The 18,419-nt window shown below is 70.7% G+C and carries 16 protein-coding genes; 3 read left to right on the top strand and 13 right to left on the bottom strand.

Annotated elements, in window-relative coordinates; all coding sequences use genetic code 11:
* Positions 1 to 95: 95 nt before the first annotated feature.
* On the bottom strand, positions 96 to 941 hold the full coding sequence (locus ACIO9J_RS13425) for a PaaX family transcriptional regulator C-terminal domain-containing protein (protein ID WP_401997229.1): 846 nt from the start codon (positions 939 to 941) through the stop codon (positions 96 to 98).
* A gap of 115 nt (positions 942 to 1,056) precedes the next feature.
* Between ACIO9J_RS13425 and ACIO9J_RS13420 the strand changes: the two genes are divergently transcribed.
* Positions 1,057 to 2,232 (top strand): LLM class flavin-dependent oxidoreductase, encoded by a 1,176-nt coding sequence (locus ACIO9J_RS13420; protein ID WP_401997227.1) that lies wholly within the window; start codon positions 1,057 to 1,059, stop codon positions 2,230 to 2,232.
* On the top strand, positions 2,229 to 3,260 hold the full coding sequence (locus tag ACIO9J_RS13415; protein WP_401997224.1) for a zinc-binding dehydrogenase: 1,032 nt from the start codon (positions 2,229 to 2,231) through the stop codon (positions 3,258 to 3,260). Before ACIO9J_RS13420 ends, ACIO9J_RS13415 begins: the two co-directional genes overlap by 4 nt.
* An 86-nt stretch (positions 3,261 to 3,346) precedes the next feature.
* On the opposite strand, the gene pssA is transcribed toward ACIO9J_RS13415, so the two are convergent.
* From pssA to ACIO9J_RS13370, 9 genes are all read right to left on the bottom strand, one after another.
* A complete protein-coding gene (gene pssA / locus ACIO9J_RS13410) occupies positions 3,347 to 4,198 on the bottom strand; it encodes a CDP-diacylglycerol--serine O-phosphatidyltransferase (RefSeq protein WP_401997222.1) in 852 nt (283 codons plus the stop codon).
* Positions 4,185 to 4,841 carry a phosphatidylserine decarboxylase gene (locus tag ACIO9J_RS13405; protein WP_401997219.1) on the bottom strand — a complete coding sequence of 219 codons (657 nt, stop codon included), beginning with the start codon at positions 4,839 to 4,841 and terminating at the stop codon, positions 4,185 to 4,187. The genes pssA and ACIO9J_RS13405 overlap by 14 nt, the downstream gene beginning before the upstream one ends.
* A gap of 170 nt (positions 4,842 to 5,011) precedes the next feature.
* Entirely contained in the window at positions 5,012 to 6,217 is a 1,206-nt protein-coding gene (locus ACIO9J_RS13400; protein ID WP_401997216.1) for an acyl-CoA dehydrogenase family protein, read from the bottom strand.
* A gap of 4 nt (positions 6,218 to 6,221) precedes the next feature.
* Positions 6,222 to 6,782, bottom strand: a complete 561-nt coding sequence (locus ACIO9J_RS13395) for a MaoC family dehydratase (RefSeq protein ID WP_401997213.1) — start codon at positions 6,780 to 6,782, stop codon at positions 6,222 to 6,224.
* Positions 6,783 to 6,786: 4 nt separating this feature from the next.
* The gene (locus ACIO9J_RS13390) at positions 6,787 to 7,752 is read right to left on the bottom strand and encodes an HpcH/HpaI aldolase/citrate lyase family protein (RefSeq protein WP_401997210.1); all 966 of its coding nucleotides are present in this window, start codon (positions 7,750 to 7,752) and stop codon (positions 6,787 to 6,789) included.
* Positions 7,749 to 9,797 carry a protein meaA gene (locus tag ACIO9J_RS13385; RefSeq protein WP_401997207.1) on the bottom strand — a complete coding sequence of 683 codons (2,049 nt, stop codon included), beginning with the start codon at positions 9,795 to 9,797 and terminating at the stop codon, positions 7,749 to 7,751. Before ACIO9J_RS13385 ends, ACIO9J_RS13390 begins: the two co-directional genes overlap by 4 nt.
* 22 nt (positions 9,798 to 9,819) lie before the next feature.
* Positions 9,820 to 11,157: a crotonyl-CoA carboxylase/reductase gene (gene ccrA, locus ACIO9J_RS13380; protein ID WP_401997204.1), complete on the bottom strand. Its 1,338-nt coding sequence runs from the start codon at positions 11,155 to 11,157 to the stop codon at positions 9,820 to 9,822.
* 397 nt (positions 11,158 to 11,554) lie between these two features.
* Positions 11,555 to 12,379 carry a TetR family transcriptional regulator gene (locus ACIO9J_RS13375; RefSeq protein ID WP_401997201.1) on the bottom strand — a complete coding sequence of 275 codons (825 nt, stop codon included), beginning with the start codon at positions 12,377 to 12,379 and terminating at the stop codon, positions 11,555 to 11,557.
* A 94-nt stretch (positions 12,380 to 12,473) separates the two neighbouring features.
* Positions 12,474 to 14,255, bottom strand: coding sequence for a 3-hydroxyacyl-CoA dehydrogenase family protein (locus ACIO9J_RS13370; protein ID WP_401997198.1), 1,782 nt, complete (start codon positions 14,253 to 14,255; stop codon positions 12,474 to 12,476).
* Positions 14,256 to 14,602: 347 nt separating this feature from the next.
* Between ACIO9J_RS13370 and ACIO9J_RS13365 the strand changes: the two genes are divergently transcribed.
* Positions 14,603 to 15,172 carry an adenylosuccinate lyase gene (locus tag ACIO9J_RS13365; RefSeq protein ID WP_401997195.1) on the top strand — a complete coding sequence of 190 codons (570 nt, stop codon included), beginning with the start codon at positions 14,603 to 14,605 and terminating at the stop codon, positions 15,170 to 15,172.
* A gap of 46 nt (positions 15,173 to 15,218) precedes the next feature.
* Here ACIO9J_RS13365 and ACIO9J_RS13360 read toward each other — a convergent pair whose 3' ends face one another.
* The 3 genes from ACIO9J_RS13360 to rsgA form a co-directional block, all read right to left on the bottom strand.
* Positions 15,219 to 15,617: a RidA family protein gene (locus ACIO9J_RS13360; RefSeq protein ID WP_401997192.1), complete on the bottom strand. Its 399-nt coding sequence runs from the start codon at positions 15,615 to 15,617 to the stop codon at positions 15,219 to 15,221.
* Positions 15,614 to 17,209 (bottom strand): alpha/beta hydrolase, encoded by a 1,596-nt coding sequence (locus ACIO9J_RS13355; protein WP_401997189.1) that lies wholly within the window; start codon positions 17,207 to 17,209, stop codon positions 15,614 to 15,616. Before ACIO9J_RS13355 ends, ACIO9J_RS13360 begins: the two co-directional genes overlap by 4 nt.
* Before the next feature lie 175 nt (positions 17,210 to 17,384).
* Complete coding sequence (gene rsgA / locus ACIO9J_RS13350; RefSeq protein WP_401997186.1) at positions 17,385 to 18,392, bottom strand: ribosome small subunit-dependent GTPase A; 1,008 nt, start codon at positions 18,390 to 18,392, stop codon at positions 17,385 to 17,387.
* Between the last annotated feature and the right edge of the window lie 27 nt (positions 18,393 to 18,419).

Raw genomic sequence — 18,419 nt, 5'->3', positions numbered from 1 at the left:
CGGCTGGGAGTGGGCTTGTCCCGCTCGTCGGGTGCGGGGCCGGGGGTGGTGTGCGCAGTTCCCCGCGCCCCTGAGCGCGCGCCGCGCACGCGCCGTCACATCTGCCGTCGCACCTGCTGTCGCACCTGGGGATCGCGCGACAGCAGGTCCCAGTGACGGTCCGCCGGGGCGCGCAGCGCCCGCCACGTCCGGACGAAGAGCCGCGTCGCGTCGAGCCCCGGCCAGTCGCCCGGCAGCAGCTCGGCGGGCAGCCGCGGATCGCGCTCGAACGTGCCGCGCCAGGCGTGCACGAGCCGCGTCCGCAGGACGAACGCCGCCTCGTCCGACGCGGCCCGCGCCCCGCCGAAGCGCCCGCTGAACCCCTCGTGGACGGCGCGCACCGCCGCCAGGTCCCAGGCCCCCGCGACCAGCTCGGCGTCCCGTTCGGCCCGGCACGTCAGCCACGTCGCGTGCCCGGTGAGCCCCTGCTCCCGCAGCAGCCCCTTCAGCGCGTCCACGCCGCCCGCGTCCGCCGCGACCCACACGCCGCGCTCCAGCGGCCCGAAGCCCTCGAAGGCCAGCTGCTGCGCCACCAGGGCATGCCCCTGCGCGGGCCCCCGCAGCAGCAGCTGCTGCCACTCGCCGTGCCAGGGCGTCGCCCGCACCGCGCGTTCGAGCCGGTGCGTCCACGCCGTGAGCAGCGCGACCAGACGCGGCTCCAGGACCAGGACGGTGCGGCGGCCCACCGGCTCCGTGCGCAGCCAGCCCTCCTGCACGAGCCTGCTCACCGCGCGCCGGGTCGCCGCCTCGCCGATCCCGCAGGCGCCGAGCGCGCCGACCACGGCGCGGGACCACACGCGCGCGCCGCCCGCGTACCGCACGTACTCCCCGAGGACGGTCAGGAGCAGGGTCCGCGCGCTGGGCGAGCCGTCCGCGCGGCGGCGGGTCCGTGGCGCCTCCAACGGTCCACCCCCTCCTGTGTGTTGACCTCTCACGGGCTCCGGTATAGGACGTGAGACACAAATCAGCGACCGCCCGATTTTATGTCCGACGTCCTTCCCGGTGAAAGGCGTACGCATGGATCACCAGGGCCCCGCCCCGCTCACCCCCACCCGCTTCGGCACCTTCCTCGCGCCCTACCACGGCCTCGCGTCGAACCCCGCGCTCCAGCTCCGCCGCGACCTCGACCTGGTGCGCCACCTCGACGCCCTCGGCTTCGACGAGGCGTGGATCGGCGAACACCACTCCGCCGGGTACGAGACGATCGCCTCGCCCGAGGTCTTCATCGCGGCGGCGGCCGAGCACACCCGCCGCATCAGGCTCGGCACCGGCGTGAACTCGCTGCCCTACCACCACCCGCTGATCCTCGCGGACCGCATCCGCCAGCTCGACCACCAGACGACGGGCCGCGTGATGCTGGGCGCGGGCCCCGGCCAGCTCGCCTCCGACGCCTTCATGATGGGCATCGACCCGCTGCGGCAGCGCGCCATGATGGCCGAGGCGCTGGAGGCCGTCGTACGGCTGCTGCGCGGCGAGACCGTCACCATGCGCACGGACTGGTTCGAACTGGCGCAGGCGCGGCTCCAGCTGCGTTCCCACCGCCCCGAGGGCGTCGAGCTGGCGGTCGCCTCCACCGTCTCGCCCACGGGCGCCGTGCAGGCGGGACGGCACGGCATCGGGCTGCTCTCCCTCGCGGCCGGCGACCCGACCGGGCTCGCCGCGCTGACCGGGAACTGGGCCGCGTACGAGAAGTCCTGCGCCGAGCACGGCCACACCGCGGACCGGGCAGCCTGGCGGCTCGTCGTGCCGATGCACCTCGCGGAGACCGCCACCGAGGCCCGCGAACAGGCCGCGTACGGGGTGCTGCACCTGGTCCGCTACATCGAGGGCCTCTCGGACAGCACGCTCCCGTGGGGCCGCACCGCGCAGGACGCGCTCGACCGCTGGACCGGCGAGGGCCTCCCGGTCTTCGGCGTCGCGACCATCGGCACCCCGGCGGACGCCGTCGCCCGCATCGAGGCGCTCGCCGAGGCCTCCGGCGGCTTCGGCACGCTGCTCCTGCTCGACCTGCCGACCGGCACACCGGAGGCCAAGCGGCGCAGCTACGAACTCTTCGCCGAGTACGTCGTGCCGCACTTCACCGGCGCCAACCGGGCCCGCGAGGAGTCCATGGCCTGGGCCCGCGCGCACAGCGAACGCTTCCTGGGCGCCATGCGCGCGGCCGTCGACGCCGCCGTCGGGGAGGCGCGATGAGGGCGGCGGTGCTGCGCGCGGGACGCTTCGTCGAGACCGAGGTCCCCGAGCCGCCCGCGCCGGGGCCCGGCCAGGTGCTCGCCGAGACGCTGGCCACCGGCATCTGCGGCTCCGACCTCTCGGCGGTCCGGCACACCGAGGACTTCCTCGCGGCCTGGCGGGACTCGGGCACGGAGGCGTTCCTCTTCGACCCCGGGCAGGACCTCGTGATGGGCCACGAGCTGTGCGCGCGGGTGCTGAGCCCGGGGGAGTGGCAGGGCAAGGTCGTGGTGGGCCTGCCGTGGGCCCTGGACCCCTCGGGAACCCTGCGCACCATCGGCTACTCGACGCACTTCCCCGGCGGCTTCGGCGAGCGCATGACGCTCCAGGAGGCGGCCCTCGTCGCGGTCCCCGACCACGTACCGCCGCGCGTCGCGGCCCTCACCGAGCCGCTCGCCGTCGGCTTCGGCAACGTCGCCCGCGCGGCGCAGGCCCCCGGTACGGGCGCCCTGGTCATCGGGGCGGGTCCCATCGGCCTCGGCGCCACGGCGGCGCTCGCCGAGCGGGGCGTCGCCCCCGTCGTCGTGTCGGAGCCCTCCCCGCGCCGCAGGGCGCTGGCGGCCCGCTTCGGGGCGCACACGGTGGTGGATCCGGCGGTGCGCGACCCCTTCGACGTCTGGCGCGATGCGCGCGCGTCCGGCCAGTCACTGACCGTGTACGAGTGCTCGGGCAGGCCCGGCATGCTGAACACGGTCCTGCACCGTGCCCCGCGCTCCACCCGCGTCCTGCTGATCGGCGCCTGCATGACGGAGGACGTCTTCCGCCCCGCCGTGGGCATCTGCAAGGACATCACGGTGACCATGTGCATGCAGTACCCGCCGGAGGAATTCCCCCGCACGCTGGAGAGGATCGCGGACGGGAGGGTGGACGCGGCGGCGCTGATCACGGGGGAGGTGGGCTTCGGACAGGTGGACGAGGCGATGGAGACCCTGGCCCACCCGGACGACCACGTGAAGGTGCTTGTCATGAAAAGCCCGTCCGGCGTTTGAGGACACGCCCGAAGGGCGCCGGACACAAAGCAACGGGGGCCCGGACCAAAAGGTCCGGGCCCCCGAAGAACACTGCTCAAGCGCCGCTACGGCAACTGCGCACGGGCTTCCCGCCGGTTGTCCCGGAAGTTGTTCACCCTCCGAGCCGTGGCGAAGAGGGGGATCACCGCGCCGAGGACGACCTGGAGCGCGCAGCCGGTCTGCAGGAGGAGCAGGCCGCCGGGCGCGTCGAACGCCCAGGCCGCGAGCAGCCCCATGGCCGCGACGATCCAGGAGAGCATGGCCACCGCGAGGGGACCCCGCGGCTTGGGGTACTCGACCCGGCTGACCATGAGCCACGCCGTCCCGATGATCGCCAGGAGCGTCGCCCAGAAGGGCAGCTCCAGGAGCACGATCGAGACGACCGTGAGCGCCCCGAAGGGCGATGGCATGCCCTGGAACGTGCCGTCCTTCACGGTCACGCACGAGAACCGCGCAAGCCGCAGCACCACCGCCAGCAACACGACGATCGCGCCGACCGCCGCCACCCGCTGGTGTGCGTCGTCGGCGACCATGCCGTAGACGAGGACGAAGTACGCCGGGGCCAGACCGAAGCTGATCAGGTCCGACAGGTTGTCGAGCTCGGCGCCCATCGGCGAGGACCGCAGCTTGCGTGCCACGAGCCCGTCGAAGAGGTCGAAGACGGCCGCGCAGAGCATCAGGATCACGGCGGTCGCGGCGGAGTGCCGCGCCATGCCGCTCTCGTTGCTGCCCTGGAGGTGCGGGATGAGGATGCCCGTGGTGGTGAAGTACACCGCCATGAACCCGCACGTGGCGTTACCGAGCGTGAGGGTGTCCGCTATTGAGAGGCGCAGCGAGAGAGGCATCTCCTCGTCGGCCTCGTCCTCCGCGGCCTCGGGCACCCAGCCCGCTTGTGTCTCAGGATCAACCACGGTCAATGCGAGTCACCCCAGCCACGGTCTTCTGACCGACCTCGACGTCCACCTCGACACCCTCGGGGAGGTAGATGTCGACGCGGGAGCCGAAGCGGATCAGGCCGATCCGCTCGCCCTGCTCCACCTTCGAGCCCTGCGGCACGTAGGGCACGATGCGCCGGGCCACCGCGCCCGCGATCTGGATCATCTCGATGTCGCCGAGCTCGGTGTCGAAGTGCCAGACAACGCGCTCGTTGTTCTCGCTCTCCTTGTTGAATGCCGGGACGAACCCGCCGGGGATGTGCTCCACGGACGTCACCGTGCCCGCGAGGGGCGCGCGGTTGACGTGGACGTTCAACGGGCTCATGAAGATGGCGACGCGGGTACGCCCGTCCTTCCACGGCATGATGCTCTGCACCACGCCGTCGGCCGGCGAGATGACCCGGCCCTGAGTGATCTCGCGCTCGGGGTCGCGGAAGAACCACAGCATGCCCGCCGCCAGCGCGGTGGCGGGCACGGCGACGGCCGCGGCGCCCTTGGACCGGCGCGCGCGGGCGAGGCTGAGTGCCGCGGTGGCGACGGTCGGCAGGAGCCACGGCGATGCTCCGCGAGCAAGGCGTCCCTGAAGAATGCCGTCGCGTGGTGCAGAGGTTTGGCTGTGGGGCATGGATGACCTTCGTAGCGGATGATGCCGCGCAGTGAATGGGGGACGGCGGCTTTCTCCGGATGCTATCGGTTGCGAGGCACAACTGGGCAAGCCAGGAAGCCGAGTCGACGGCCGAAGAGTGTTGACAGGGTGTGATCTTCTTCGCGAAGAAACCACCTCAAACCGGGCATCTAGCCCTGGAATCGATACTCTTCGAGCAGTCGACGACCAATGATCATTTTCTGGATCTCGGCGGTACCTTCACCGATCAGCAGCATCGGGGCCTCCCTGTAGAGGCGCTCGATCTCGTACTCCTTGGAGAAGCCGTAACCACCGTGAATCCTGAACGCGTCCTCCACGACTTCCTTGCAGTACTCGGATGCGAGGTACTTCGCCATCCCTGCTTCCAGGTCGTTTCGTTCCCCTGAGTCCTTTTTGCGTGCTGCATTGACCATCATCGCATGCGCGGCCTCGACCTTGGTAGCCATCTCGGCAAGCTTGAACTGAATCGCCTGGTGCTGGGCGATCGCCTTGCCGAAAGTGTGCCGTTGTTGGGCATACGAGACACCGAGCTCAAATGCACGCTGAGCGACGCCGCAACCACGCGCCGCCACATTGACGCGGCCGACTTCGACGCCGTCCATCATTTGGTAAAACCCTCGGCCGGTGGCTCCGCCGAGCACGCGATTGGCCGGAATGCGTAGCCCGTCCATGATGAGTTCGGTGGTGTCGACCCCCTTGTAACCCATCTTGTCGATCTTGCCGGGGATGGTGAGGCCCGGCCTGACCTCTCCGAAACCGGGCTCCTTCTCGACAAGGAACGTGGTCATCGACTTGTGGGGGGCGGTGCCCTCGGGGTGTCCTTCGTCACTTCGGCACAGGACGGCCACCAAAGTGGATGTGCCGCCGTTCGTCAACCACATCTTCTGGCCGTTGAGGACGTACTCGTCGCCGTCCTTGACGCCCTTGGACGTGATCGCCGACACATCGGAGCCGAGCCCCGGCTCCGACATGGAGAACGCGCCGCGCACCTCGCCGGCCGCCATCCGCGGCAGGAACGTCTCCTTCTGCTCCTGCGTGCCGTGCTGCTTGAGCATGTAGGCGACGATGAAATGGGTGTTGATGATGCCGGAGACCGACATCCAGCCCCGCGCTATCTCCTCCACGCACAGCGCGTAGGTGAGCAGCGACTCGCCGAGGCCGCCGTACTCCTCCGGAATCATCAGGCCGAACAGGCCCAACTCCTTGAGACCGTCGACGATCTGCTGCGGGTACTCGTCGCGGTGCTCCAACTCCGTCGCGACCGGAATGATCTCCTTGTCGACGAAGTCCCGGACGGTGGAGAGGATCTCCCGTTGGATGTCGGTGAGACCGGCGGTCTGCGCGAGTCGGCTCATGACGTCACTTCTCCTGGCTCTTCTTGGGAATGTCCAGCGGCTCCGGGCGGCCGGGCTGCTCTCCCCCAAGGTCTGAATGACCAGGGAGGTGCCCCCTTCCGCGCTCCTTGACGTACGTCTCGGTGGGCACCATCACCTTGCGGCGGAACACGCAGACGATCGTGCCGTCCTGCTTGTAGCCCTTGGTCTCCACGTGGACGATGCCGCGGTCGCTCTTCGACCTCGACGGCGTCTTGTCGAGCACGGTCGTCTCGCCGTAGATGGTGTCGCCGTGGAAGGTCGGCGCCACGTGCTTGAGCGACTCGACCTCCAGGTTGGCGATCGCCTTGCCGGAGACGTCGGGCACGGACATGCCGAGGAGCAGCGAGTAGATGTAGTTGCCCACGACGACGTTCTTCCCGAAGTCCGTCGTCTTCTCCGCATAGTTGCTGTCCATGTGGAGGGGGTGGTGGTTCATGGTCAGGAGACAGAAGAGGTGGTCGTCGTACTCGGTGACCGTCTTTCCGGGCCAGTGCTTGTACACGGCGCCGACTTCGAACTCTTCGTAGGTGCGGCCGAACTGCATGGTCCTATGCCTCCGGAGCCTCGAACTTGGACGTACGCCGCATGCCCGCCGCACGGCCCTTGCCGGAGATGACGAGCGCCATCTTCCGGCTCGCCTCGTCGATCATCTCGTCGCCGAGCATCGCCGAGCCCTTCTTGCCGCCCGCCTCGGACGTGCAGTACTCGTACGCGTCCAGGATCAGCTCGGCGTGGTCGAAGTCCTCCTGCGAGGGCGAGAAGACCTCGTTGGCCGCCTCGACCTGGCCGGGGTGCAGGACCCACTTGCCGTCGAAGCCGAGCGCGGCGGCGCGGCCCGCGACCTCGCGGTAGCCGTCGACGTTCTTGATCTGGAGGTAGGGGCCGTCGATCGCCTGGAGGTTGTTGGCGCGGGCGGCCATCAGGATCTTCATCAGGATGAAGTGGTAGGCGTCGGCCGGGTAGCCGGGCGGCTGCTCGCCGACGACCAGGGACTTCATGTTGATCGACGCCATGAAGTCGGCCGGGCCGAAGATGATCGTCTCGACGCGCGGGGACGCCTCGGCGATCGCGTTGACGTTGTTGAGGCCCCGCGCGTTCTCGATCTGCGCCTCGATGCCGATCTTGCCGACCTCGAAGCCCATCGTCTTCTCGATCTGCGTGAGCAGCAGGTCGAGCGCGACGATCTGGTCGGCCGTCTGCACCTTCGGCAGCATGATGCAGTCGAGGTTCTGGCCCGCGCCCTCGACGACCGTGACGACGTCGCGGTACGTCCACTCGGTGGTCCAGTCGTTGACGCGCACCACCCGCGTCTTGCCCGTCCAGTCGCCCTCGTTCAGGAACTTCACGATGGTGTGCCGGGCCTCGGGCTTGGCGAGCGGCGCGCAGGCGTCCTCCAGGTCCAGGAAGACCTGGTCGGCGGGGAGGCCCTGGGCCTTCTCCAGGAAGCGCGGGTTCGAGCCGGGTACGGCCAGGCACGAGCGGCGAGGACGCAGGCGGTTGATGGGCGCTGTCATGCGGGGACCTCCAGAGGGTCGAGCTTGTTCGCTTTCCGGATCTCGTCGACGATACGGCCGATGATCTCCGTGATGCCGAAGTCCTTGGGCGTGAACACGGCGGCCACACCCGCGCGCTTCAGGTCCTCGGCATCGGCGTTGGGGATGATGCCACCGACGATCACGGGGACGTCGGTGGCGCCCGCCTCGCGCATCCGGACGAGGACGTCGGGCACCAGCTCGGCGTGCGATCCGGAGAGGATCGACAGGCCGACGCAGTGCACGTCCTCGGCGAGCGCGGCGGACACGATCTGTTCCGGGGTGAGCCGGATGCCCTGGTAGACCACCTCGAACCCGGCGTCGCGGGCGCGCACGGCGATCTGCTCGGCGCCGTTGGAGTGGCCGTCCAGGCCCGGCTTGCCGACGAGCAGCCGGAGCTTGCCGCCGAGTTCGTCGCCGGTCAGGGCGACCTTGCGGCGGACCTCGGCCATCGGCGTGCCCTCCTCCGCGGTCACCGCGACGGGCGCCGACGAGACCCCGGTGGGGGCCCGGAACTCGCCGAACACCTCGCGCAGGGCGCCCGCCCACTCGCCGGTCGTGACCCCGGCGCGGGCGCATTCGAGGGTGGCCTCCATGAGGTTCTCCGTACCGGCGGCCGCCTCCTTGAGACGGTCGAGGGCCTGCCCGGTGGTCGGGTAGTGGAACGGGTCGCCCATGCCCTGGCGGTCCGAGGACTCCTGCCGCGTGGTGCGCCAGTCGCCGACGGCCCGCACGACCTTCGCCTCGACGGCGTGGTCCACCGTCATGATCGCGGCGTCCAGGTCGGCGGTGAGCGGGTTGGGCTCGGTCGACTCGTACACGTTCACGCCGACGATCTTCTCGTGGCCGGCCTCGATCCTGGCGCGGCGCTCGGCGTGCGAGGAGACGAGCTGCGACTTGAGGTAGCCGGACTCGACGGCGGCCATCGCGCCGCCCATCTCCTGGATCCGGTCCATCTCGGCGAACGAATCGGAGACCAGCTCGTCGACCTTCTTCTCGATGACGTGCGAGCCCGCGAAGATGTCCTCGTACTCCAGGAGGTCGCTCTCGTGCGCGAGGACCTGCTGGATGCGCAGCGACCACTGCTGGTCCCACGGCCGGGGCAGCCCCAACGCCTCGTTCCAGGCGGGGAGTTGCACGGCACGCGCGCGGGCGTCCTTGGAGAGGGTGACGGCCAGCATCTCCAGGACGATCCGCTGGACGTTGTTCTCCGGCTGGGCCTCGGTCAGGCCGAGCGAGTTGACCTGCACGCCGTAGCGGAACCGGCGCTGCTTCGCGTTCTCGATGCCGTACCGCTCGCGCGTGACCTGGTCCCAGATCCGCCCGAACGCCCGCATCTTGCACATCTCCTCGATGAAGCGGACACCCGCGTTCACGAAGAAGGAGATGCGGGCCACGACGTCCCCGAACTTCTCCTCGGGGACCTGCCCTGAGTCGCGCACGGCATCGAGAACCGCGATGGCGGTGGACATCGCGTACGCGATCTCCTGGACCGGTGTGGCCCCCGCCTCCTGGAGGTGGTAGCTGCAGATGTTGATCGGGTTCCACTTGGGGATGTTGGCCACCGTGTACGTGATCATGTCGGTGGTCAGCCGCAGCGAGGGCCCCGGCGGGAAGACGTGCGTCCCGCGGGAGAGGTACTCCTTGACGATGTCGTTCTGCGTCGTCCCCTGGAGCTGGGTGATGTCCGCGCCCTGCTCCTCCGCGACCACCTGGTAGAGCGCCAGAAGCCACATGGCGGTGGCGTTGATCGTCATCGAGGTGTTCATCTGGTCCAGGGGGATGTCCTGGAACAGCCGCCGCATGTCACCGAGGTGCGAGACCGGGACGCCGACCCGGCCGACCTCGCCGCGGGCGAGGATGTGGTCGGGGTCGTAGCCGGTCTGCGTGGGCAGGTCGAACGCGACCGAGAGGCCCGTCTGCCCCTTGGCGAGGTTGCGGCGGTACAGCTCGTTGGACGCCTCCGCCGTGGAGTGACCGGCGTACGTCCGCATGAGCCACGGCCGGTCCTTCTGACGCTCTGTCATGTTCCGCTGCTCCTAGCTCGGTTCAGACGTTGCGGAAACGGTTGATGGCGTCGATGTGCTTGGCCCGCTTCTCCGGGTCGCGCACGCCCAGACCCTCCTTGGGTGCGAGCGCGAGGACGCCGACCTTGCCCTGGTGGGCGTTGCGGTGGACGTCGTGGGCCGCCTGCCCGGTCTCTTCGAGCGAGTAGACCTTGGAGAGCGTGGGGTGGATCTTGCCCTTGGCGATCAGGCGGTTGGCCTCCCACGCCTCGCGGTAGTTGGCGAAGTGCGAGCCGATGATGCGCTTCAGGGACATCCACAGGTAGCGGTTGTCGTACTCGTGCATGTAGCCCGAGGTGGAGGCGCAGGTGGTGATGGTGCCGCCCTTGCGGGTGACGTAGACGCTGGCGCCGAAGGTCTCGCGGCCCGGGTGCTCGAAGACGATGTCGATGTCCTCGCCGCCGGTGAACTCGCGGATGCGCTTGCCGAAGCGCTTCCACTCCTTGGGGTCCTGGGTGCGCTCGTCCTTCCAGAACTTGTAGCCCTCGGCGCTGCGGTCGATGATCGCCTCGGCGCCCATCGCGCGGCAGATGTCCGCCTTCTGCTCGCTGGAGACGACACAGATCGGGTTGGCGCCGCCGGCCAGCGCGAACTGCGTGGCGTACGAGCCGAGTCCGCCACTCGCGCCCCAGATCAGCACGTTGTCGCCCTGCTTCATGGCCGCGCCGTTGCGCGAGACGAGCTGGCGGTAGGCGGTGGAGTTCACCAGGCCGGGGGCGGCGGCCTCCTCCCAGCTGAGGTGGTCGGGCTTGGGCATCAGCTGGTTGGACTTGACGAGCGCGATCTCGGCGAGGCCGCCGAAGTTGGTCTCGAAGCCCCAGATGCGCTGCTCGGGGTCGAGCATCGTGTCGTTGTGGCCGTCGCTCGACTCCAGCTCGACGCTCAGGCAGTGCGCGACGACCTCGTCGCCGGGGTGCCAGGCGTTCACGCCGGGGCCGGTGCGAAGGACGACGCCCGCCAGGTCGGAGCCGATGACGTGGTACGGCAGGTCGTGGCGCTTGGTGAGCTCGCTGACCCTGCCGTAGCGCTCCAGGAACCCGAAGGTCGAGAGCGGCTCGAAGATCGAGGTCCACACGGAGTTGTAGTTCACCGAGGAGGCCATGACGGCCACCAGGGCCTCACCGGGGCCGAGTTCGGGAACCGGCACGTCGTCCAGGTGGAGGGACTTGCGGGGGTCCTTGTCGCGGGTGTCCAGGCCCGCGAACATCTCCGTCTCGTCCTTGTGCACGGTGATCGCGCGGTACGAGTCGGGCAGGGGGAGAGCGGCGAAGTCGGCAGACGTTGCGTCCTGCGACTGGATCGCGTCCAGGATTTCCTTCACGGTTTTGCCTCCGGCGAAGAAGCGTTCTGCGGGAACGCTGCTTGAGGGTTACGTCGGGGTGCTCTTGCGGTGCTGTGGAGGTGTGCCGTCGGTTCGGCGAAGGGTGGTGCTCGGCGACGCCTTGGTGGGGCGTGGGAGGTGCCTGTGACGCAGGCGTCCGGGCGCTCGGGCCAGTGGCCTGAGGGGACAGCCGGCGTACGGAAGATCTCTGCACGCCGGCCGCCCGGACAACATCAACGTATGACACCGCGTGCCAACGGGCAAGACACTGAGTGCCATAAGTTTTTGACCGATGATCGATCAGTGCAGGTCAGAGGGGGTGGCGGCGCGCCGAAGGGGGCGCTACCGGTGGGTAGCGCCCCCTCAAAAGCCAAGGACGAATCGGGCGAAAGTTGGCCTAATTCCGTTCGCGGAGTGCCTTCTCGATCGTCCGCATGACCTCGTCGAGCGGAGCGTCCGTACGGGCCACGGTGACGAGGACCTCGCCGTGCGCGGAGACCGCGGCGGGGGCGGTGGCCGGTGCCGACGAGCGGCCCGCGCCGATCCCCGTGCCGAAGGTCCGCCGGACGATGCCGAACGCGTGGTCCAGATGGTTCTCCAGGTCGCCCTGGCCGCCCGCCCGCAGCCAGCGGCGCAGGACGTGGTTGTGGGCGGTGACCACCGCGGAGGCGGCGACCTCGGCGAGCAGCGGGTCGTCGTTGCCGTCGTGGTGCGCCTGCTCGTCGAAGTGGCCGAGCAGATACCGCGTGAACAGCCGCTCGTAGCGGGCCACGGAGGCGATCTCGCGCTCGCGCAGCGTGGGCACCTCACGGGTCAGGCGGTAGCGCTCCACGGAGACCGCGGGCGAGGCCGCGTACATCTTCATGACTTCCTTGATGCCGCGGCACACCGTGTCGAGCGGGTGCTCGTGCGCCGGTGCCGCGTTCAGCACCGCCTCCGCGCGGATCAGGGTGTCGTCGTGGTCGGGGAAGATCGCCTCTTCCTTGGAGCGGAAGTGCCGGAAGAAGGTGCGGCGCGCGACCCCGGCGGCGGCGGCGATCTCGTCGACCGTCGTCGCCTCGTACCCCTTGGTCGCGAAGAGCTCCATGGCCGCCGCAGCCAGCTCCCTGCGCATCTTGAGGCGTTGGGCGGCGGCACGGCTGCCCGCGGCGCTCTCCGGAGCGTCGGGGGTGGCGGTGCGTGAGGACTTGGCGGCCTTGGACATGCCACGAACGTACTGCATATGCGCAGCACGGTGCTCGTGTGGGAGGGGGCCGCCCGAGGGTTCGAGCAGCCCGCCCCAGTCCGTCAGGGAGTCCAGGCGGTCCTCGGCCGGCTCAGCGCCGGGCATATTCGCGGAAGCCACGGCCCGTCTTGCGGCCGAGGCAGCCCGCGGCCACCAGGTGTTCGAGCAGCGGCGCGGGGGCCAGGCCCGGGTCGCGGAACTCGCGGTGCAGGACCTTCTCGATGGCGAGCGAGACGTCCAGGCCGACCACGTCGAGGAGCTCGAAGGGCCCCATCGGGTAGCCGCCGCCGAGCTTCATCGCGGCGTCGATGTCGTCCAGCGTCGCGTAGTGCTCCTGGACCATCTTGATCGCGTTGTTCAGGTACGGGAAGAGCAGCGCGTTCACGATGAAGCCCGCCCGGTCCCCGCAGTCCACCGGGTGCTTGCGGACCGCCGTGCAGACCTCGCGGACGGTGGCGTGCACCTCGTCCGAGGTCAGCACCGTGCGGACCACCTCGACCAGCTTCATCGCGGGCGCCGGGTTGAAGAAGTGCATGCCGATCACGTCCCGCGGGCGCGAGGTGGCGCGGGCGCAGGCGACGACCGGCAGCGAGGACGTCGTGGTCGCCAGGATCGCGCCCGGCTTGCAGATCTTGTCGAGCGCCGCGAACAGCTGCCGCTTGACCTCCAGGTCCTCCGCGACGGCTTCGAGGGCCAGGTCGACATCGGCGAACGCCTCGTAGGTACCCGCCGGAGTGATCCGCTCCAGGGTCTCGGCCGCCGACTCGGCGGTCAGCCGCCCCTTCTCCACCGAGCGCGAGAGCGACCTGCCGATACGGGACTTGGCGGCCAGCGCCTTCTCCTCGCTGCGCGCGGCGAGCACCACGTCGTAGCCCGCCTTGGCGAAGACCTCGGCGATGCCGGACGCCATCGTGCCGGAGCCCGCGACGCCGACCGCGCGCACGGCCCGGCCCGGCGTGCGCCGCTCGTCCTCCAGCGGGGTCAGCGCGTCGCGCACCACCTCGGTGCTGCCGGGCTCCGCGTACGTGTAGAAGCCGCGCCCCGACTTGCGGCCGGTCAGACCCGCCTCGCTGAGCTGCTTGAGGATCGGCGCGGGCGCGTGCAGCCGGTCGTGGGACTCGGCGTACATGGCGTCCAGGACCGTACGGGCGGTGTCCACGCCGATCAGGTCGAGCAGCGCGAGCGGGCCCATCGGCAGACCGCAGCCCAGCTTCATCGCGGCGTCGATGTCCTCGCGCGAGGCGTACTTCGCCTCGTACATCGCGGCGGCCTGGTTGAGGTAGCCGAAGAGCAGCCCGTCGGCGACGAATCCGGGCCGGTCGCCGACCGCGACGGGCTCCTTGCCCAGGGCGTACGCGAGGTCGGTGACCGCGGCGACGGCGGCCGGGGCGGTCAGCACCGACGAGACGACCTCGACGAGCTTCATCGCGGGCGCCGGGTTGAAGAAGTGCAGACCGAGTACGCGCTCGGGGCGGGCCGACTCGGCGGCGAGCCGGGTCACGGACAGCGCGTTGGTGCCGGTCGCGATGATCGTCTCCGGCCGCACCACGGCGTCGAGTTCGCGGACGATCCGCTGCTTGATCTCGTACGACTCGGGGACCACCTCGATCACCAGGTCGGCGTCGGCCGCGGCCTGCAGATCGGTGAACGTGCGGAAGCGGGCGAGGGTCCCGCGCCGCTCCTCCTCGGTGAGGCGCTCGCGCCGCACCGCGCGGGCCGTCGACGCCTCCAGGGCCGTCACCGCCCGGGTGGCCGCCGCCTGGCTGATGTCGATGCCGATGACCTCGCGGCCCGCACGGGCGAGCACCTCGGCGATGCCGGTGCCCATCGTGCCCAGACCGATGACGGCGACGGTGTTCATGGAAGCGTCCATGCGTGGACTCCAGGAAGAGAGTGACGACTGAGGGCGCACGCGGGCACGGCAACTGCCGTACGGCGTGCGGAGAGTGGTGCGTGTCGTGTCCGGGCGGCGCGCAGGGCACGCCCGGTGAGGAGCCGACCGGCTCTGTCCCGGAGCCACGTCGTACTGGATGGTGCTGCGGTACCTGAAGTACCGAACCGACAGTCACTCACGACGGCTGCGTCACCAGGCCGCCATGAGGAGGTGCTACGGGGAGTGTGCCCCGCTCACATGAGATTAACCGGCGAGTAACGAGCGCGCCAGCCCTCAGTGTTTGTGATCTACGTCGCCACGGGGCGTCGACGGTTAGGCTCGCGGCCATGGATGAGGAGTTGCGGACGGTGACGGAACGTTTACGCGCCGAGGCGGGCGGCTCGAAGGAGTACGAGAGGCTGATCGCGACCGGCGGCCTCGACGAGCTCGCCGAGGTGCTCGTCTCGCCGGGGCAGCCGCTGTGGGTGCGGGAGTTGGCTGCCGTACGGCTCGGTGTCGCCGGTGACCGGCGGGCCTTCGAGTCGCTCGTGCTCCTCCTCAACCACCGGGACCCGCCGCGCTGCGCGGCGGCGGCGTACGCCCTGGCCCGGCTCGGCGACCCGCGCACGGCGCGCGCGGCGGCGGCCCTCGCGACGAACGAACTCCGCGTCGCCTACGCCCTCCACCCGGTGCGCCTCCTGACGGAGCTGCGCGCCCCGGAGTCGGCCCCCGCCCTGATCACGACGCTTCAGCGACGCCTGGTCCCGCACGACCCGTTCGGCAAGATCGCGCTCGCCTGCGTGGAGGGCCTCGGCGCGCTCGGCGACCCCCGGGGCAGGCCGGTCCTGATGGCGGCACGCGCGCACCCCCGCCTCGCGGCCGCGGCCTCGGCCGCGCTGGCGCGGCTGCCGGAGTGAGGCCGGGGGCGCGGACGCTCGCCGGGTCCGGCGGGCCGCTCGGCGCCTACTCCGCCACCACCGCGAACGCCTCGATCTCCATCAGGAACTCGGGCGCGACCAGCGCGCCCACCTGCATCGCCGAGGCCGCGGGAAGGCGCTCGGGATCCAGGTGGACGTCCCGTGCCACCCGGATCGCGGGCATGTGCGCCATGTCCGTCACGAAGTACGTCATCTTCACGACGTCGTCGAACGTGGCGCCCGCCGCGGCGAGGCAGCGCCGCAGGTTCTCGAAGACCTGGAGGGCCTGCGCCGCGGGGTCGCCCGCGCCGACCAGCTTGCCGTCCTCGTCCAGGGCCAACTGCCCGGACACCGCTATGAATCGGCCCGAGCCCATCACGACGTGGGTGTAGGCGGTGGCGGGGGCGACGCCCTCGGGGGCGTTGATGTGGGTCAGTCGGCTCATGCCCCCATGGTGGACCACGGCACTGACATCGCCCCGCGCCCGGTGCCCTGCGCACCGCCCCGCGCGCTCCGCCTCTCGGCGGGCAGCGGCTCGGGTTCCGGCGTGGCCGCGCACACCGCGTCGACCTCGCCGCCGCTCGACGGCAGCTCGCCGGATGCCAGATACGCCGCCAAGTGCCCGTCCAGACAGGCGTTCCCGCTCAGCGTGACGCCGTGGTTGCCGCCGCCGCGCTCGACGACCAGGCGCGAGCCGCGCAGCGCGCGGTGCAGGGTGATCGCCCCGTCGTACGGGGTGGCCGCGTCGTCGGTCGCCTGGAACATCAGGACCGGCGGCAGCGACGCGTTGGACACGTCGGGCGGGGTGAGCGAGTGCGTGGGCCAGAACGCGCACGGAGCGTTGTACCAGGCGTTGTTCCAGGTGTAGAACGGCGCCTTCGCGTACGCCCGCCGGTTGTCGTCGCGCCAGGTGCCCCAGTCGCGCGGCCAGTGCGCGTCCCTGCACAGCACCGCCGTGTAGACGCTGTAGCCGTTCTCCCCTGCCGCGTCGACCGCTCCGTAGGTGTCGTACGCCGCGAGCAGCGGCTTCGTGTCCTTGTGGTGCACATACGCGGCGAACGCCGCCGCGAGCTCGGGCCAGGCGCCGTTGTAGTAGCCGCCGGGCAGGAAGGTGTCCTCCAGTTCGGCGGCGCCCACCTTCTTGCCCGCGGGCTTCCTCGCGAGCGCGGCCCGCATCGCGTACCACTCGGCCTCGACGGCCGCGGGGTCCTTGCCGAGCCCGTACGCCTTGTCGTGCCGGGCGATCCAGGCCATCAGGGCCTTGTGGCGGGCGTCGAAGGCGTAGTCCTGGCGGAGGTTGGAGGCGTACCAGACGCCCGTCGGGTCGACCATGGAGTCCAGGGCCATGCGGCGCACGCGGTGCGGATAGAGCTTTCCGTAGACGGCGCCCAGATAGGTGCCGTACGAGTAGCCGAAGTAGTTGAGGCGCTCGGCACCCAGCGCCGCACGGATGGCGTCCATGTCCCGGACCGTGCTCACCGTGTCGATGAACGGCAGCAGATCCGGGTACTTCGCCGCGCACGCGTCCGCGAACGCCCGTGCCCTGGCGAGCTGGGCGCGCTCCAGGGCGCGCGTGGTGGGGACGGTGTCGGGCCGCACGGGCGCGAAGTGCTCGGGACGGCAGTTCAGGGCGGGCCTGCTCCTGCCGACGCCGCGCGGGTCGAAGCCGATGACGTCGTACTGCGCGGCCGCCTTCTCCGGCAGCGCCGACGCCACGGACCCCGCCATGGTGAGCCCGCTGCCGCCGGGTCCTCCGGGGTTGACCAGGAGCGGCCCCTGATACGCCTTCGCGGTGTGCGCGACCCGGGACAGGGCGATGGTGATCTTCCTGCCGTGCGGCCTCTCGTGGTCGAGCGGCACCTCCAGCGAGGCGCACTGGAGCCGCGGAGCGCTCTTGGTGGCGCACTTCTTCCAGTCGAGCGCGGTGTGCGTGGCGGTCCCCGGCGGGCCCGCCGCGCCCGCCGGCGGTGGCACCGCCGCGACAAGCCCCGCCACGGCGGCGGCGACCCCGAACAGTGCGACGGCGCGTTTCCTCATCCGGCCTCCCAGGACGACGGGACCCGGCCGTGCACACCACGGCCCCCGACGCATGATCCCGAAATGCCCGCCCGCGAGGGCCTTTTCCGGGCGTGAATACCCTGAAAGGGGCACGCGGCACGCCCGCTCAGGTCCGGGGAGCTCGGAACCGGGCGCTCAGGACGGGGTGCTCAGGTCACTCCTCCTCGATGCCCGCGTGCGAGCGCAGCAGCCTGCGCAGCGACGCCAGCCGCCGCGCCCTCGCCGTATCGGCCTCGCTCCAGCGTTCGAGTGCGCACTCCGCTTCGTGCGGGACGCCCAGATGACGGCAGCCGGCGGGGCAGTCCGCGGTGCCCTCGGTCAGGTCGGGGAAGGCGTCGAGCACGTCGTCGGAGGTGACGTGGGCCAGTCCGAACGAGCGGATGCCGGGGGTGTCCACGGCCCAGCCGCCGTCCGGCAGCGGCAGCGCGACGGCCGAGGTCGACGTGTGCCGGCCCTTGCCGATGGCGCTGACCTCCCCGGTGACCCGCCCGGCCGCCGGGATCAGGGCGTTGATCAGCGTGGACTTGCCGACGCCGGAGTGCCCGACCAGCGCCGAGACCCGCCCGGCCAGCACCTCGCGCAGGGCGTCGGGGGCCTGGTCGGAGCGGGTGACCACGATCGGCAGGTCCAGATGCGCGTAGGTGCTCACCAATTCCCCGGGGCCCTTCAGATCGGCCTTGGTCAGACAGAGCACCGGTCGCAGTCCGCCCGCGTAGGCCGCCACCAGGGCCCGGTCGATGAACCCGGCGCGCGGCGTCGGCGACGCCAACGCGCAGACGATCACCAGCTGTTCGGCGTTGGCGACCACCACCCGCTCGTAGGGATCCGTGTCGTCGGCGGTGCGCCGCAGCACGCTGTCGCGCCGGGCGACCCGGACCATGCGGGCCAGGGTGCCCGGCTTGCCGGACAGATCGCCGATCACGTCGACCCGGTCGCCGATCACCGCCGACTTGCGGCCCAGTTCGCGGGCCCGCATCGCGGTGACCCGGCTCCCGGGGTCGGAGTCGAGGACACAGGTCCACCGGCCGCGGTCGACCCCGATCACCATGGCGGAGCGGGCGTCGGCGTGCTCGGGGCGGTTCTTGCTGCGCGGGCGGGAGCTACGCCGCCCCGGCCGGACCCGTACGTCGGACTCGTCCAAGTGCTGCCAGTCCTGCCTCACGCAAACTCCAGATCGCAGTCGTCGGAC

The organism is Streptomyces sp. NPDC087300, assembly GCF_044744425.1.
Taxonomy (GTDB): Bacteria; Actinomycetota; Actinomycetes; order Streptomycetales; family Streptomycetaceae; genus Streptomyces.
Note: the sequence above shows the minus strand (reverse complement) of the source record. Positions and strands in the feature narration are given on the sequence as shown.

Excerpts from the sequence above, each read along its gene's own strand:
- ACIO9J_RS13405 (WP_401997219.1), bottom strand. The coding sequence starts at position 4,841 with ATGCCCCACAGCCAAACCTCTGCACCACGCGACGGCATTCTTCAGGGA.
- ACIO9J_RS13390 (WP_401997210.1), bottom strand. The coding sequence starts at position 7,752 with ATGACAGCGCCCATCAACCGCCTGCGTCCTCGCCGCTCGTGCCTGGCC.
- ACIO9J_RS13400 (WP_401997216.1), bottom strand. The coding sequence starts at position 6,217 with ATGAGCCGACTCGCGCAGACCGCCGGTCTCACCGACATCCAACGGGAG.
- ACIO9J_RS13420 (WP_401997227.1), top strand. The coding sequence starts at position 1,057 with ATGGATCACCAGGGCCCCGCCCCGCTCACCCCCACCCGCTTCGGCACC.
- ACIO9J_RS13365 (WP_401997195.1), top strand. The coding sequence starts at position 14,603 with ATGGATGAGGAGTTGCGGACGGTGACGGAACGTTTACGCGCCGAGGCG.
- ACIO9J_RS13385 (WP_401997207.1), bottom strand. The coding sequence starts at position 9,797 with ATGACAGAGCGTCAGAAGGACCGGCCGTGGCTCATGCGGACGTACGCC.
- ACIO9J_RS13415 (WP_401997224.1), top strand. The coding sequence starts at position 2,229 with ATGAGGGCGGCGGTGCTGCGCGCGGGACGCTTCGTCGAGACCGAGGTC.
- ACIO9J_RS13370 (WP_401997198.1), bottom strand. The coding sequence starts at position 14,255 with ATGGACGCTTCCATGAACACCGTCGCCGTCATCGGTCTGGGCACGATG.
- ACIO9J_RS13395 (WP_401997213.1), bottom strand. The coding sequence starts at position 6,782 with ATGCAGTTCGGCCGCACCTACGAAGAGTTCGAAGTCGGCGCCGTGTAC.
- ACIO9J_RS13375 (WP_401997201.1), bottom strand. The coding sequence starts at position 12,379 with ATGCAGTACGTTCGTGGCATGTCCAAGGCCGCCAAGTCCTCACGCACC.
- ACIO9J_RS13355 (WP_401997189.1), bottom strand. The coding sequence starts at position 17,209 with ATGAGGAAACGCGCCGTCGCACTGTTCGGGGTCGCCGCCGCCGTGGCG.
- ACIO9J_RS13360 (WP_401997192.1), bottom strand. The coding sequence starts at position 15,617 with ATGAGCCGACTGACCCACATCAACGCCCCCGAGGGCGTCGCCCCCGCC.